11 protein-coding genes are annotated in these 12,742 nt (G+C 67.6%); 8 read left to right on the forward strand and 3 right to left on the reverse strand.

The window, feature by feature from the left end:
- Positions 1–38 precede the first annotated feature (38 nt).
- From rpe to JX001_RS02350, 6 genes are all read left to right on the forward strand, one after another.
- The gene (gene rpe, locus JX001_RS02325; RefSeq protein WP_205682122.1) at positions 39–713 is read left to right on the forward strand and encodes a ribulose-phosphate 3-epimerase; all 675 of its coding nucleotides are present in this window, start codon (positions 39–41) and stop codon (positions 711–713) included.
- Positions 710–2,557 (forward strand): heparinase II/III family protein, encoded by a 1,848-nt coding sequence (locus JX001_RS02330; protein WP_205682123.1) that lies wholly within the window; start codon positions 710–712, stop codon positions 2,555–2,557. The genes rpe and JX001_RS02330 overlap by 4 nt, the downstream gene beginning before the upstream one ends.
- The gene (locus JX001_RS02335; protein WP_205682124.1) at positions 2,557–3,189 is read left to right on the forward strand and encodes a hypothetical protein; all 633 of its coding nucleotides are present in this window, start codon (positions 2,557–2,559) and stop codon (positions 3,187–3,189) included. Before JX001_RS02330 ends, JX001_RS02335 begins: the two co-directional genes overlap by 1 nt.
- Positions 3,190–3,287: 98 nt before the next feature.
- Entirely contained in the window at positions 3,288–4,892 is a 1,605-nt protein-coding gene (gene purH / locus JX001_RS02340) for a bifunctional phosphoribosylaminoimidazolecarboxamide formyltransferase/IMP cyclohydrolase (RefSeq protein ID WP_205682125.1), read from the forward strand.
- Positions 4,893–5,037: 145 nt separating this feature from the next.
- On the forward strand, positions 5,038–5,937 hold the full coding sequence (locus JX001_RS02345; protein WP_205682126.1) for a dienelactone hydrolase family protein: 900 nt from the start codon (positions 5,038–5,040) through the stop codon (positions 5,935–5,937).
- Between the two features lie 270 nt (positions 5,938–6,207).
- A complete protein-coding gene (locus tag JX001_RS02350; RefSeq protein WP_205682127.1) occupies positions 6,208–8,250 on the forward strand; it encodes a S8 family peptidase in 2,043 nt (680 codons plus the stop codon).
- A 24-nt stretch (positions 8,251–8,274) separates the two neighbouring features.
- On the opposite strand, the gene grpE is transcribed toward JX001_RS02350, so the two are convergent.
- Both grpE and hrcA read right to left on the reverse strand, forming a co-directional pair.
- A complete protein-coding gene (grpE, locus tag JX001_RS02355; RefSeq protein WP_434082634.1) occupies positions 8,275–8,862 on the reverse strand; it encodes a nucleotide exchange factor GrpE in 588 nt (195 codons plus the stop codon).
- 44 nt (positions 8,863–8,906) lie between these two features.
- On the reverse strand, positions 8,907–9,956 hold the full coding sequence (gene hrcA / locus JX001_RS02360) for a heat-inducible transcriptional repressor HrcA (RefSeq protein ID WP_205683039.1): 1,050 nt from the start codon (positions 9,954–9,956) through the stop codon (positions 8,907–8,909).
- Positions 9,957–10,067: 111 nt separating this feature from the next.
- On the opposite strand from hrcA, the gene rph reads away from it, so the two are divergent.
- Together rph and JX001_RS02370 are read left to right on the forward strand one after the other, a co-directional pair.
- Entirely contained in the window at positions 10,068–10,793 is a 726-nt protein-coding gene (gene rph / locus JX001_RS02365) for a ribonuclease PH (RefSeq protein WP_205682129.1), read from the forward strand.
- A 66-nt stretch (positions 10,794–10,859) separates the two neighbouring features.
- The gene (locus tag JX001_RS02370; protein WP_205682130.1) at positions 10,860–11,321 is read left to right on the forward strand and encodes a hypothetical protein; all 462 of its coding nucleotides are present in this window, start codon (positions 10,860–10,862) and stop codon (positions 11,319–11,321) included.
- Here the strand turns inward: JX001_RS02370 and glmM are convergent.
- On the reverse strand, positions 11,318–12,664 hold the full coding sequence (glmM, locus tag JX001_RS02375) for a phosphoglucosamine mutase (protein ID WP_205682131.1): 1,347 nt from the start codon (positions 12,662–12,664) through the stop codon (positions 11,318–11,320). The genes JX001_RS02370 and glmM overlap by 4 nt on opposite strands.
- Positions 12,665–12,742 lie beyond the last annotated feature (78 nt).

Here is a 12,742-nt window from a genome sequence, read left to right on the forward strand (position 1 = left end):
CCTTGCTCCTGCCCGCAACCCGCCTTATCCGGAAGGCCATGGCCGTTACCCCTCTGATCTGCCCGTCGATCCTCGCCAGCGATTTTGCGCGGCTGGGTGAAGAAGTCCGCGCGCTTGAGGCGGCGGGCGCCGACTGGATCCACGTCGACGTGATGGACGGGCATTTCGTGCCAAACATCACGCTTGGCCCCGACATCGTGAAGGCGATCCGACCGCACACGACCCTGCCGTTCGACGTGCACCTGATGGTCGCGCCGGTGGATCCGTGGCTGGAGGCGTTCCGCGAGGCGGGCGCCGACGTCCTGACCGTTCACCCTGAAAGCGGTCCGCACCTGCACCGCACCCTGGGTCGCATTCGTCAGTTGGGCGCCAAGGCTGGCATCGTGTTCAATCCGGCGACGCCGCTGTCGATCCTGGAAGAGGTGGTCGATCTGGTCGATCTGGTGCTGATCATGTCGGTCAATCCGGGCTTTGGCGGTCAGAAGTTCATCGACAGTTCGCTGAAGAAGATCGCGGGCGCGCGGGCCATTCTCGACCGCGCCGGTTCGTCGGCTCACCTCCAGGTGGACGGCGGCGTGACCTCCGCCAACGCCGCAGCCTGCGTCGCCGCCGGCGCCGATGCGCTGGTCGCCGGCTCGTTCGTGCTCAAGGGCGATTACGCGGCCAATATCGCCGCCCTGAAAGCCGCGCCGGCTGGTCCGAGCCTCTCGTGAGCCCGCTCGGCCCCTTCGCCCCGCGGGGGCAGGAAACGACGCTGGACGTCGCCTCGGGTCAGATCCCCGGCCTGCCTGGCGCCCCGGTGCGCACGCCGGTGCGGTCGGGCGACACGATCGCAGGCCCGGGCCTGTGGCCCGCCATCGCCGGACGGTTGGCGACGCGGCAGCTGTGGATCGAGCTTTACGGCCTGCCCGGCTACGGCCTGACGCTGGGGGCGCCGCTGGTTGGGGGCAAGGTGACGGCGTTCGCCGCCACGCCGCGCGATTTCCGCCCTCATGATCCGGCGCCGGGGCGCAATGTCCTGGCCGGGCGTTTCATGTTGGCGGGCGCCTCGATGGAGGTCGAACCGCCGTCCGATCCGTGGAACCGGCCCAGTCCCTCGCGGCCATTCGCGGTCGAGCTTCACGCCTTCGCCTGGTTGCCGGGCCTGATGGCACAAGGCGACCGTGGCGCGCGCGAGGCGCTGCGTCTGACCTTGGCCTGGGCCGACGCCTTTGCACGGTGGTCGCCCTTCGCGTGGGGACCGGAAATCCTGGCCCGGCGGGTCGTCAATCTGGCGTGCGGCGCACGGCGGATGGGCGCCGTCGCGACCGAGGCCGAGCGGCTGAAACTGGCCGATAGTCTGGCGCGCCAGACCCGACAGCTGCTGCGTCCGCCCGGCGGTCTGGCCAGCCGGGCCGAGCGGTTGACGGCGGCGGCCATCGGCGGCTGCGTGCTGGCCGGGGCGCCAGGGCAGACCTTGCGCCGCCGCGCGTTGTCGCGTCTGGACGGCGCCCTGAAGACCACGGTGCAGGCCGATGGCGGACACGCCTCGCGCAGTCCCGAGGCGGGGCTTGAGCTGCTGCTTGACCTGTTGACACTGGACGACGCCCTGTCGCAACTGTCCGAACCGACGCCGGAGAGCATCTCGGCCGCGATCGCCCGGCTGACGCAGGGCCTGCGCCCGCTGACCTTGCCCGATGGTCGTTTGGCCAGCTTCCAGGGCGGCGGTCCCTCCACCATTGAACGCGTCGCGGCCGCCCGCGCCCACGACGACGAAGCGATGGCCAGGAGCGACGACACGCCTCCAGCGATCGGTTCGGTCGCCGGCCTGACGCGCATCGTCAGCCCCCTGCTCACCATCATCGCCGACACCGCCCCGCCGGCGCGCGACGCCTGGGGGGCGGCCGCCTGCGCCCAGCCGCTGACGCTGGAGATCGCCTGCGGCAAGGATCGTCTGGTGACCGGCTCGGGGTGGACGCCGGCCTCGACCGACCGCCAGGCCCTGCGGCTGACGCCGGCCCATTCGACCCTGACCTTGGGCGAGCGATCGCTGAACGAACCGCTGGGCGGCTGGAAGGGTGAGCTCTTGGGCCCGCGCCTGGTCGGACCGCCGATCCATGTGACCACCGACCTGCGCGACGGCGACGGCGCCGTCTGGCTGGAGATGGAACACGACGGCTGGAATGAGTTGTTCGGCCTGAACCATCAGCGCCGGCTTTATCTGGACCAGCGCTTGGACGAGTTGCGGGCCGAAGAGAAGCTTTTCCCCACGCCAGGCCGCAAGGAGATGGTGCGCCAGATTGCGGCCCCCTACGCCATCCGCTTCCATCTGGAGCCGGGAGTGCAGGCCTCTCTGGCGCGCGACCGGCGGTCGATCCTGCTGCGCGGCGCCTCGGGCCGGGGCTGGTGGTTCAGGACCGACGGACCGGACGTGGCCATCGAGCCCAGCGTCCATATCGACGCCGGCCTGACCCGCCGCTCCCTTCAGATCGTGGTGCGCGGCTCGGCCCGCACCGACAGCGAGACCAAGATTCGCTGGAAGCTGAGCCCGGCTGGCGCAAGCGGCGAACCGGGCTGATGTCGCGCCGTAAGGTCAATCTCGTCGATCTTATTGCGGTGCGGCCGATTGTGAATCCCACCCGGATCACCTCATTCAAACTGGTCGGCGATGTGGCGAGCTTCGCCCTTCAAGGCGCGTCGTGGTGGGGCGAGAATCAAGCGAACATCAACGGCAAGATCGAGTTTCGCTTCGAGGGTGTGACCTCCGGTTCGATCGACCTTTGGGCGCTTTCCGACCCCGAGTGGGACGAGGCGCTAGACACGTTCCATATGGAGCGTACATCGGACCTCCCTTGGGCCCAGCCGTCAACTGTTTCGATCTTTTGTAATGGATCGATCCCACGACCGCTGGACGTTTATACTTGCGTTCAGAACTATCTTCTCGACGTCAAAGCGTTGCGCTCGCCTTCGGACATTTTGAATGGCGGCGACAGGCTGTCGTGGTTTCTGGAAGTGGCTCGTTCGCCTGTGCACCAACTGGCCGTAGCGCCGCCAGCTATTGCCGACTTGATCATCGGCGAACTAAACGATCAGGGCGTGCCGCACACTGTAACTTTCCCTCCGGGTAGTGGGATTGCGCCGATCTTAGTCCGTATCGGTGATCACGGCTTTTTCTGCGAGCGGGCGACGGCTGAATTCGATCCAGACTGACGAATTGCGCCGCCCCAAACTGTCTCGCAAAAGCTGACGCAGCGTGTCGATGGTGCTAGATGGCGCGCCATCCTCCCCTGCCATCACGGACGCCGCCCATGCCCGCCGCTCCCGACTTTCCGCCCGCCCCTGACCGGGTCAAGCCGCAACGCGCCCTGATCTCTCTGTCCGACAAGGCCGGGCTGGAGGACGCGGCGCGCACCCTGCACGATCTGGGCGTCGAACTGGTCTCGACCGGCGGTACGCGCGCGGCGATCGAGAAGCTGGGTCTTCCGGTCAAGGACGTGGCCGATCTGACGGGCTTCCCCGAGATGATGGACGGCCGGGTCAAGACCCTGCACCCCATCGTTCACGGCGGCCTTTTGGGCGTGCGTGACGCCGCCGACCATGCCCAGGCCATGACGGACCACGGCATCGGCGCCATCGATATCGTCTGGATCGACCTTTATCCGTTCGAGAGCACCGTCGCGGCGGGCGGCGCGTTCGAGGCGGCGGTCGAGAATATCGACATCGGCGGCCCGGCCATGATCCGCTCGGGCTCCAAGAACCACGGCTATGTCACCGTCGCCGTCGACGGCGAGAGCATCGGCCTGATCCTTGAGGCGCTGAAGGCCGAAGGCTCGACCGATCTGGCCCTGCGCAAACGCCTGGCCGCCCGCGCCTTCGCCCGCACCGCCGCCTATGACGCCGCTGTCTCCGGCTGGTTCGCCGGTCAAATCGAGGATGCCGCGCCGGCCCGCAAGTCCATCGCGGGCGCCCTGGCCCAGACCCTACGCTATGGCGAGAACCCGCATCAAACGGGCGCCTTCTACCGCACCGGCGAGCGCCGTCCGGGCGTGGCCTATGCCGAACAGGTCCAGGGCAAGGAACTGGGGTACAACAATATCGCCGACGCCGACGCCGCCTATGAGTTGGTCGCCGAGTTCGAACAGCCTGCCGTGGTCATCGTCAAACACGCCAACCCGTGCGGCGTGGCCGTGGGAGGTGATCTGTCCGAAGCCTACGCCCGCGCGCTGGAATGCGACGCCGTCTCGGCCTTCGGCGGCGTGATCGCGGTCAACCGTCCGCTTACGGCTGAGGACGCTCGCGCCATCACCGGCATCTTCACCGAGGTCGTCATCGCCCCTGGGGCCGACGACGAAGCCAAGGCCGTCTTCGCCGCCAAGAAGAATCTGCGGCTGCTGATCACCGACGGCCTGCCCGACCCCCACGGCGCGGGAGAGGTATTCCGGTCGGTCGCCGGCGGCTTCCTGGTCCAGAGCCGCGACCGGTCGCTGATCAAGCCGTCGGACCTGAAGATTGTCACCAAGCGCCAGCCGACCCCGACCGAGATCCAGGACATGCTGTTCGCCTTCACCGTGGCCAAACACGTCAAGTCCAACGCCATCGTCTATGCCAAGGACGGCCAGACCGCCGGCATCGGCGCCGGCCAGATGAACCGTCGCGACAGCGCCCGCATCGCCGCCATCCGCGCCAAGGAGGCGGGTGAAGCCAAGGGGCTGACGCAGTCGCTGGCCGAGGGGTCGGCCTGCGCCTCGGAAGCCTTTTTCCCCTTCGCCGACGGCCTCCTGGAAGCGGTCGCGGCCGGGGCCACGGCGGTGATCCAGCCGGGCGGCTCCATGCGCGACGCCGAAGTCATCGCCGCCGCCGACGAGAAGGGGATCGCCATGGCCTTCACCGGCGTTCGGGTCTTCCGGCACTGATGCTGGAAAGAAAGGCGCTAACGCTCGACGCGCGGCGTCTCGCTGCTTGAGCGCCCTTCTTCCCGTTTTAAATCGCGCCTTAACGTGACTGGACGGCTGTCTTCGGCCGTGATGCTCTGACGCCTTTACTGCGTTGGAGCGTCCCATGACCGTGCTGATCCGCCCCGAAGGCCAGACCGCCGATGACCTCAAGCTGAGCCGTCGAACTCTGGGCGCCTTGGGGGGCTTGCTGTTTTCCGGCTATGCGGTCGCGGCCCTGGCCAAGGAAGCCAAGCCCATCACGACCGACGCCGAAGGCCTGTCCACCGAGACCGTGACCTATGCCGCGCCGGACGGGTTCCAGCTTCCGGCCTATGTCGCCCGGCCGGCGGGCGACGGGCCTTTTCCGGTGGTCGTGGTGGTCTCCGAGATCTTCGGCGTCCACGAATATATCCGCGACATTTGCCGCCGTTTGGCCAAGCAGGGATACGCCGCCATTGCGCCGGCCTTCTTCGTCCGAGTCGAGGATCCCGCGCCGCTGTCGGACATGCAGCGGATCATGCAGATCGTCGGGGCGGCGAACTATGAGCAGGTGATGGGCGACCTGTCGGCGACGCTGGAATGGGCCAGCCAGCAGTCGTGGTCCAGGGACGGCAAGGTCGGCATCACTGGCTACTGCTGGGGCGGCAAGGTGGTGTGGCAGGCGGCGGCCCGCTTCGCCGCCATCGGCGCAGGCGTGGCCTGGTACGGCCGCTTGGCGCCCGCCGCAGACGCCACGCCGGTTCAGATCTCATCGGGCCAACCCTGGCCGGTCGACATCGCCGACGATCTCAAGGCGCCGATGCTCGGCCTGTACGGCGGCAAGGATCAGGGCATCCCGTTGGCCAGCGTCGAACGGATGCGCGAGGCCCTTGGGCGCGCCGGCCAGACCGGAAGCCAGATCGTCGTCTATCCTGACGCCCAGCACGGCTTCCACGCCGACTATCGCGCCAGCTACTCGGAAGCGGACGCCAAGGACGGCTGGTCCAAGCTGCTGGAGACGTTCGATAAAGCGTTACAGAATTAGGACGTTAATGGTGCGAAGGCTGCGGGAAGCAGCCTCGAGTATGGGAGGGTAGGCGTGAACGGATTGAAGCTTCGCGGAGCGGTGGTCCTGGGTCTGGGGCTGCTGTTTTTACCGCTGGCCGGTTGCGGCGGCGGTGGTGGAGGCGGCGGCGGCACAATCACGCCTCCCGTTCCCCCGCCCTCCCCGCCCCCGCCTCCGCCCCCACCACCACCGCCTCCGCCTCCTTCGGTCACGTCGAGCGAGTATCTGCGGAACTACGGCCTGGCCAATATGAAGGTCCAATCCGCCTGGCAGGCCGGGGCGACCGGAGCCGGCGTCACCGTCGCCGTCGTCGACTCCGGCATCGCCAACACCCTGCCCGAGTTGGAGGGGCGTATTTCCAGCGCGTCGACCGACGTGGTTGTGGGACGCAACACACCCTATGTGGCGTCAAGCAGCCACGGCACGCGGGTGTCGGGCGTGATCGCGTCGAACTTCAACGGGTTTGGTACGATCGGGGTGGCGTACAATTCGACCATCCTGTCGATCCGCACCGACATCTCCGACTGCACGGACAAGAACACGGACGTCTGTTTCAGCAGTTCGGATCTGGTGCGCGCGCTGGACTACGCCGTCGCCAATGGCGTCAAGATCATCAACATGTCGCTGGGCGGCGATGGGCGGCTGGGCTCGGCATTCGAGGCGGCGCTGCTGCGCGCGGTCAATTCGGGAGCCGTGATCGTGGCTTCGTCGGGCAATGACGGAAACGCCAATCCGGGCTGGCCCGCGCGTTACGCTATCGACCCCCGGTTCGCCGGCAGCGTCATCGCGGTCGGATCGCACGGCGCGACAGATGCGATGTCCAGCTTCTCGAACCGGGCAGGGGATACGGCTGTCGGCTATATCTCGGCCCCAGGCGAAAAAGTAGTCACCGGCTGTGAAGGCACGTCGTGCAGGGAGGTCAGCGGCACGTCCTTCTCGGCCCCGCATGTGTCCGGTGCGCTCGCTTTGCTGATGCAGGCCTTCCCCAATCTGACGGCGCGCGCGGCGCTGGATATCTTGCTGACGACCGCACGCGACGGCGGGGATCCCGGCACGGACATCGTTTATGGGCGCGGTCTGCTGGACATGGCCGGCGCGTTCAGACCGGTCGGAACGACCTCGACGCCGATGGCGGACGGAAGCTCCATCGTCAGCATCAGCGAACCGGGCAACTTCGTCGGCGCGGCGTTCGGGGACGCTTTCGGCCGACAGACGGCGCTGAACACGGTGCTCTACGACGCCTACGATCGGATGTTCGCCGTCCAACTGGGCGGCGCCTATCCGACTGCGCCGAGCCGATCCTATCAGGCGGCGCCGTTCGAGCAGAACACGACGGCGACAACCAGCCTGGCTCTGCCGGACGGCGGGCGGTTGAACCTGATCGCGGCCCAGCCCAGCGCGCGACCTGACCCGATCGCGCCTCGTCACGATCTGTATGATGCGCCCTGGATGGGGGATGAGCCGCGTCAGGAGGCGATGCTTGACGTCTCCACAGGCCGTATGAACTTTTCGGTCTGGCAAGGAAAGGGCGGGGCGACATCGCCGTTCAACGGTGCGGCGGGCGACGCTTTCGCCGCCCTGGCCCAGGCCGATCGCGCCGTCCGCGGATCCATGCGGTTCGGCCCGGTGACGGTCTCGGGCGAGAGCGGCGGCGGCGATCGCCGGATGCCGCTGCGTCGCGTGGAGCAGGACGCCTCAACCTATAGCCGCGCGGCGATCGGATGGCGCGGAGCGGAGGGCGGTGTGTCGTTCAGCGTCGGCGCTCTCGATGAACGTCTCGGGCCCTTGGGCGCCTTCCTGCCGGGCGGGTCTGACTTCGCCCTGCCATCACGGACCAGCTTCTATGCCCTGGGCGGCGATTGGACCCTACGGCCGGGCCTGCGCCTGATCGGGGAGGCGGGGATGGGGTCGACCCGGATCGAGGGTCGGTTCCTGTCGATGGATCAGGCGGCGATCAGTTCGAACTGGCGGCTGGGCCTGCTGACGGGCTGTTCGATGATCTGCGACCGGATCAGCTTCACCCTGGCTCAGCCGCTCAGGATCGAGCGCGGAACCTTCTCGGCCATGCTGGCGGACGTGCCGGTCGAATATTTCGATCCGCTGACCTATTCGCGCCGCAGCTTCTCGGCGACGCCCAGCGGCCGCCAGATCGACTTCATCGTCGGCGGCGAACGTCGGCTGTGGGATGGGTCCAGCATGACACTGCAAGCGGTCGCCAGCCGCGAGCCGCGCCATGTCGCAGAAGCGCCGCCGGAGTTCGCCTTGATCGGAGCCTGGCGGCGTCAGTTCTGAGCGACGCCGCCTGACGACTGCGGATCAGGCCTTGCCGTCGAAGGTGTGAGTCTCGGCGGGGGGGGCGGCGCCATAGGGGTTCGGGGCTTGCGCTCCGGACCCCTTGGCGGCGACGACCACCATGGCGGGGCGGACGGTGCGGCCGAACAGTTCAAAACCGGACTGCATGGTCTGGATCACCGATCCGCCGGGCACGGTCTCGGACGGCTGTTCCATCATCGCCTGGTGCAGATGCGGGTTGAAGGTCTCGCCGGCCTCGGGCGCGACGCGCTTCAGGCCGTTGGCGTCGAAGGCTTGCAGCAGCGCCTTCTGCGTCAGCTCCAACCCGGTCACCAGACCAGCGGTCGCGCCCTCGGCGTCCTTGGGCGCAGCCATCAGGGCGCGTTCCAGATTGTCGGCGACGCTCAGCAGGTCCTTGGCGAAGCGCTGGATGGCGAAGGCGCGGGCGTCGTTCTGCTGCGTCTCCGAACGGCGCTTCAGATTCTCCATCTCGGCGGCGACGCGCAGGGCGCGGTCCTTCCATTCGTCACGCTCGGCGATCACGGCGTCCAGCGGCGCCAAATCGTCTGACGGATGGGCGTCCAGGCCGTGTTCGGCGTTGGTTTCGGCCATGTCGGCGTCCACGGCGTTTAGTTCGTCGTTAAGGGGCTTGTCGCTCACTTGTCGTTCCCGTCCAGCATCCGGCCCAGCACCCGGGCGGTATAGTCCACCAACGGAATGACACGGGCGTAGTTCAGTCTTGCGGGGCCTATCACGCCGATGGCGCCCAGAACCCGCTGTCGGCCGCTCATATAGGGCGCCGCGATCACGGCGGAACCCGAAAGTGAAAACAACCGTGTCTCCGCGCCGATGAAAATGCGCACCCCCTGCGCCGCATCGACGCCGTCCAGCAGGCCGATCAGCTGTTCCTTCTGCTCCAGATCATCGAAAAGGACGCGGACTCGCTCCAGATCGGCCAGGCCTTCCCGGTCCTGAAGGAGGTTGGCGCGACCCCGCACGATCAGGGCGCGCTCGCGATCCTGCCCGCCGGACCAGGCGGCGAATCCGTCCTCGACCAGGCGAGCGGCGGTCTGGTCCAGTTCACGCCGTGCGATTTCCAGCTCTTGCGTCATCTCGCGCCGGGCGTCGGCGAAGGGGCGGCCGCGCAGGCGGGCGTTCAGGAAGTTGGAGGCCTCGACCAGGGTCGAAGGCGTGACGCCGGCCGACAGGGTCATGATGCGGTTTTCGACCGTGCCGTCGTCAGCGACGATGACGGCCAGCGCCTGATCTCCGCCCAAGGCGACGAACTCGACATGTTTGACGCCGGAATCCCGCACCGGGCTTGAGACGACGCCCGCGCCGCCGGCCAGGCCCGACAGCAGGTTCGAGGCCTCATCCAGCGCCGCCTCGAAGTTCCGGCCGCGCCCGGCGAGCCGCCCGTCGATCTCGCGACGCTCTTCCTTGGTCAGGTCGCCGACTTCTAGCAGGCCGTCGACGAACAGGCGCAGGCCCGCGTGGGTGGGGATGCGCCCGGCCGAGGTGTGGGGCGCCGCCAGCAGGCCTGCAAGGGTCAGATCCTGCATGGTGTTGCGGATCGAGGCAGGCGACAGGGCAATGCCGCCCAGCGACAGCGTCCGCGACCCGACCGGCTCGCCGGTCTCCAGATAGCTTTCCACGATGCGACGGAAGATGTCGCGCGCCCGCGCATCCAGCCCCGCCAGACCCACGAGGGACTGGCCGGCGTCGAACGGCGGGTTTTTCGGGGCATACAGGCTCACGGTTTCAGGATAAGCACCGCCGCCACAGCTTCCAAGGTCAGACTTCCAAGGATCCCTCCCATGCGCCATTCGCAACGCACCGACGATCAACTGCGTCCCGTGACCATCGAGACCGGCGTCAACCGGTATGCTGAGGGCTCGTGCCTGATCACCTTCGGCAACACCAAGGTGCTGGTGACCGCCTCGATCGAGGACAAGGTGCCGGGCTGGATGCGCAACTCGGGTCAGGGTTGGGTGACGGCCGAATACGGCATGCTGCCGCGCGCCACCCACACGCGCGGCCGTCGTGAAGCCGCTGCCGGCAAACAGTCGGGCCGCACGCAAGAGATCCAGCGATTGATCGGTCGCTCCCTGCGCGCCGTGGTGGACCTGAAGGCGCTTGGCGAACGTCAGGTGCTGATCGACTGCGACGTCATCCAGGCCGACGGCGGCACCCGCACGGCGTCGATCACCGGCGCCTGGGTCGCCATGAGTCTGGCCCTGAACTATCTGCGCGACGAGGGCGTGCTGAAGGTCGATCCGATCACGGACCAGGTGGCGGCGGTGTCGTGCGGCGTCTGCGACGGCGTGCCGGTGCTGGATCTGGATTACGAAGAGGATTCCGAGGCCGAGGCGGATTCGAACTTTGTCCTGACCGGCTCGGGCCAGATCGTCGAGGTCCAAGCCACCGGCGAGAAACGCGGCTTCTCGCGCGCCGAGTTCGACCGGCTCTTCTCACTGGCCGAGATCGGCTGCACCGAACTGTTCGCCCTGCAGAAGGCGGCCCTGGCGGCGATGAAGCGATAAGGGGGTTTCACCTCGGGGCGCGGCCGGGCATCCTAACCGTCTCGGTTCTGATCGGAGATTAAGCCCATGCGTCGATCTCAATGGCTTTCGCTCGCCGCCTGCGCCGTGCTGGTCGCGGCATGTCAGCCTTCCGGATCGGGCGAGACGCCGGCTTCAGACAATGCGGCGTCGAACACCGCAGTGATCGACGCCGTTCCGCTGCAATCCGAAACCGCTGCGCCGGCTGAGGCGCCCAAACCGGCTGCGCCGACCAAGGAAACGCCCAAGCCCGCCGATGACCCTCAGGCCCGCATCCCTGAAGGACCGGACATGGCTCCGCAGCCCGTCCCGATCAGTGAAGTCCCCTGCCGCGAAGCCATCGGCGCCGCCGCCTCGGCCCGGCTGGTCGAGCGCTGCAGCCAGGTCAGCCCGGCGACCCGCCCGCCCTGCAACGCCGCCAACCCCTGCGACCTCATCCAGGGGGAGATCGACCGGTCCTGCAAACTGTGGGAACGCGACGGCGACCCGCCGGCGGCATGCAAGCCCTAGGCTGAGCGCACCGCGCCCGCCACATCGGCCACCACCCGCTTGACCAGCGCCTCGTCGTCGCCCTCGGCCATGACGCGGATCAGTTTTTCCGTGCCCGATGGCCGCACCAGCAGCCGTCCCTGACCGCTCAGGGCCGCTTCGGCCTCGGCGATGGCGGCCTTGACCGCGTCGGTCTCCAGCGGCTTGTCGGCGGAGAAGCGGACGTTCTCCAGCTTTTGCGGCACGGGCTCGAACTGACGAGCCAGTTCGCTCATCGGCTTGCCGGATTCGACCAGGACGGCCAGCACCTGCAGCGCCGCCATCAGGCCGTCGCCGGTCGTGGCGTGGTCGTGCAGGATGATGTGGCCCGACTGTTCGCCGCCGATGTTGAAGCCGCCTTCGCGCATCCTTTCCATGACATAGCGGTCGCCGACCTTGGTCCGCTCCAGCGTCAGGCCTTCGGACTTGAGTTTGCGCTCCAGCCCCAGGTTGGACATGACGGTTGCCACCACGCCGTCGCCGGTCAGGAGGCCGCGTCTGGCCCAGTCCAGCCCGACCAAGGCCATGATCTGATCGCCGTCCACGACCCGACCCGTCTCGTCGCAGATGATCAGTCGGTCGGCGTCGCCGTCCAGGGCGATGCCGATGTCGGCGCGGTAGCGTTTGACGGCATCGGCCAGGGTCGCGGGATGGGTCGAGCCGCACTCGGCGTTGATGTTTGTCCCGTTGGGGGTCACGCCCACGGGGAAGACCTCTGCGCCCAGTTCGAACAGGGTGGTGGGCGCGACCTTGTAGCCGGCGCCGTTGGCGCAATCGACGGCGATACGCAGCCCTTGCAGCGTCAACCGTTTGGGGAAGGCCTGTTTGGCGATCTCGATATAGCGGGCCTGGGCGTCGTCGATGCGTTTGACCCGGCCCAGCTTGTGCGACGGCGCCAGGCCCTGGTCGAGACCCTGGTCCATCATGGCCTCGATCTTCAGCTCGATCTCGTCCGACAGCTTGTAGCCGTCCGGCCCGAACAGCTTGATCCCGTTGTCGGCATAGTCGTTGTGCGAGGCCGAGATCATGACCCCCAGGTCGGCGCGCATCGACCGGGTCAGCATGGCCACGCCCGGCGTCGGCACGGGTCCGAAGGTGCGTACGTCCATTCCGACCGAAGCGAAACCGGCGACCAAGGCCGGCTCGATCGTATAGCCTGACAGGCGGGTGTCCTTGCCGATCACCACCAGATGGCGTCGATCATCGTCGGTGCGGAACAGTTTTCCGGCGGCCAGACCCACGCGCAGCGCGACCTCGGCCGTCATCGGATAGGTGTTGGCGCGGCCGCGAATGCCGTCGGTGCCGAAATATTTTCTGTCGCCCAAGGTGCGGTCCTTTGTTTCGGGTAACGTTCCGAAACCCCTTTTTTGATGCGGCCCGCCTTAAGATTGCATAGACGGCCG

This window comes from Brevundimonas fontaquae (genome assembly GCF_017086445.1).
In the GTDB taxonomy this organism is placed as follows: Bacteria; Pseudomonadota; Alphaproteobacteria; order Caulobacterales; family Caulobacteraceae; genus Brevundimonas; species Brevundimonas fontaquae.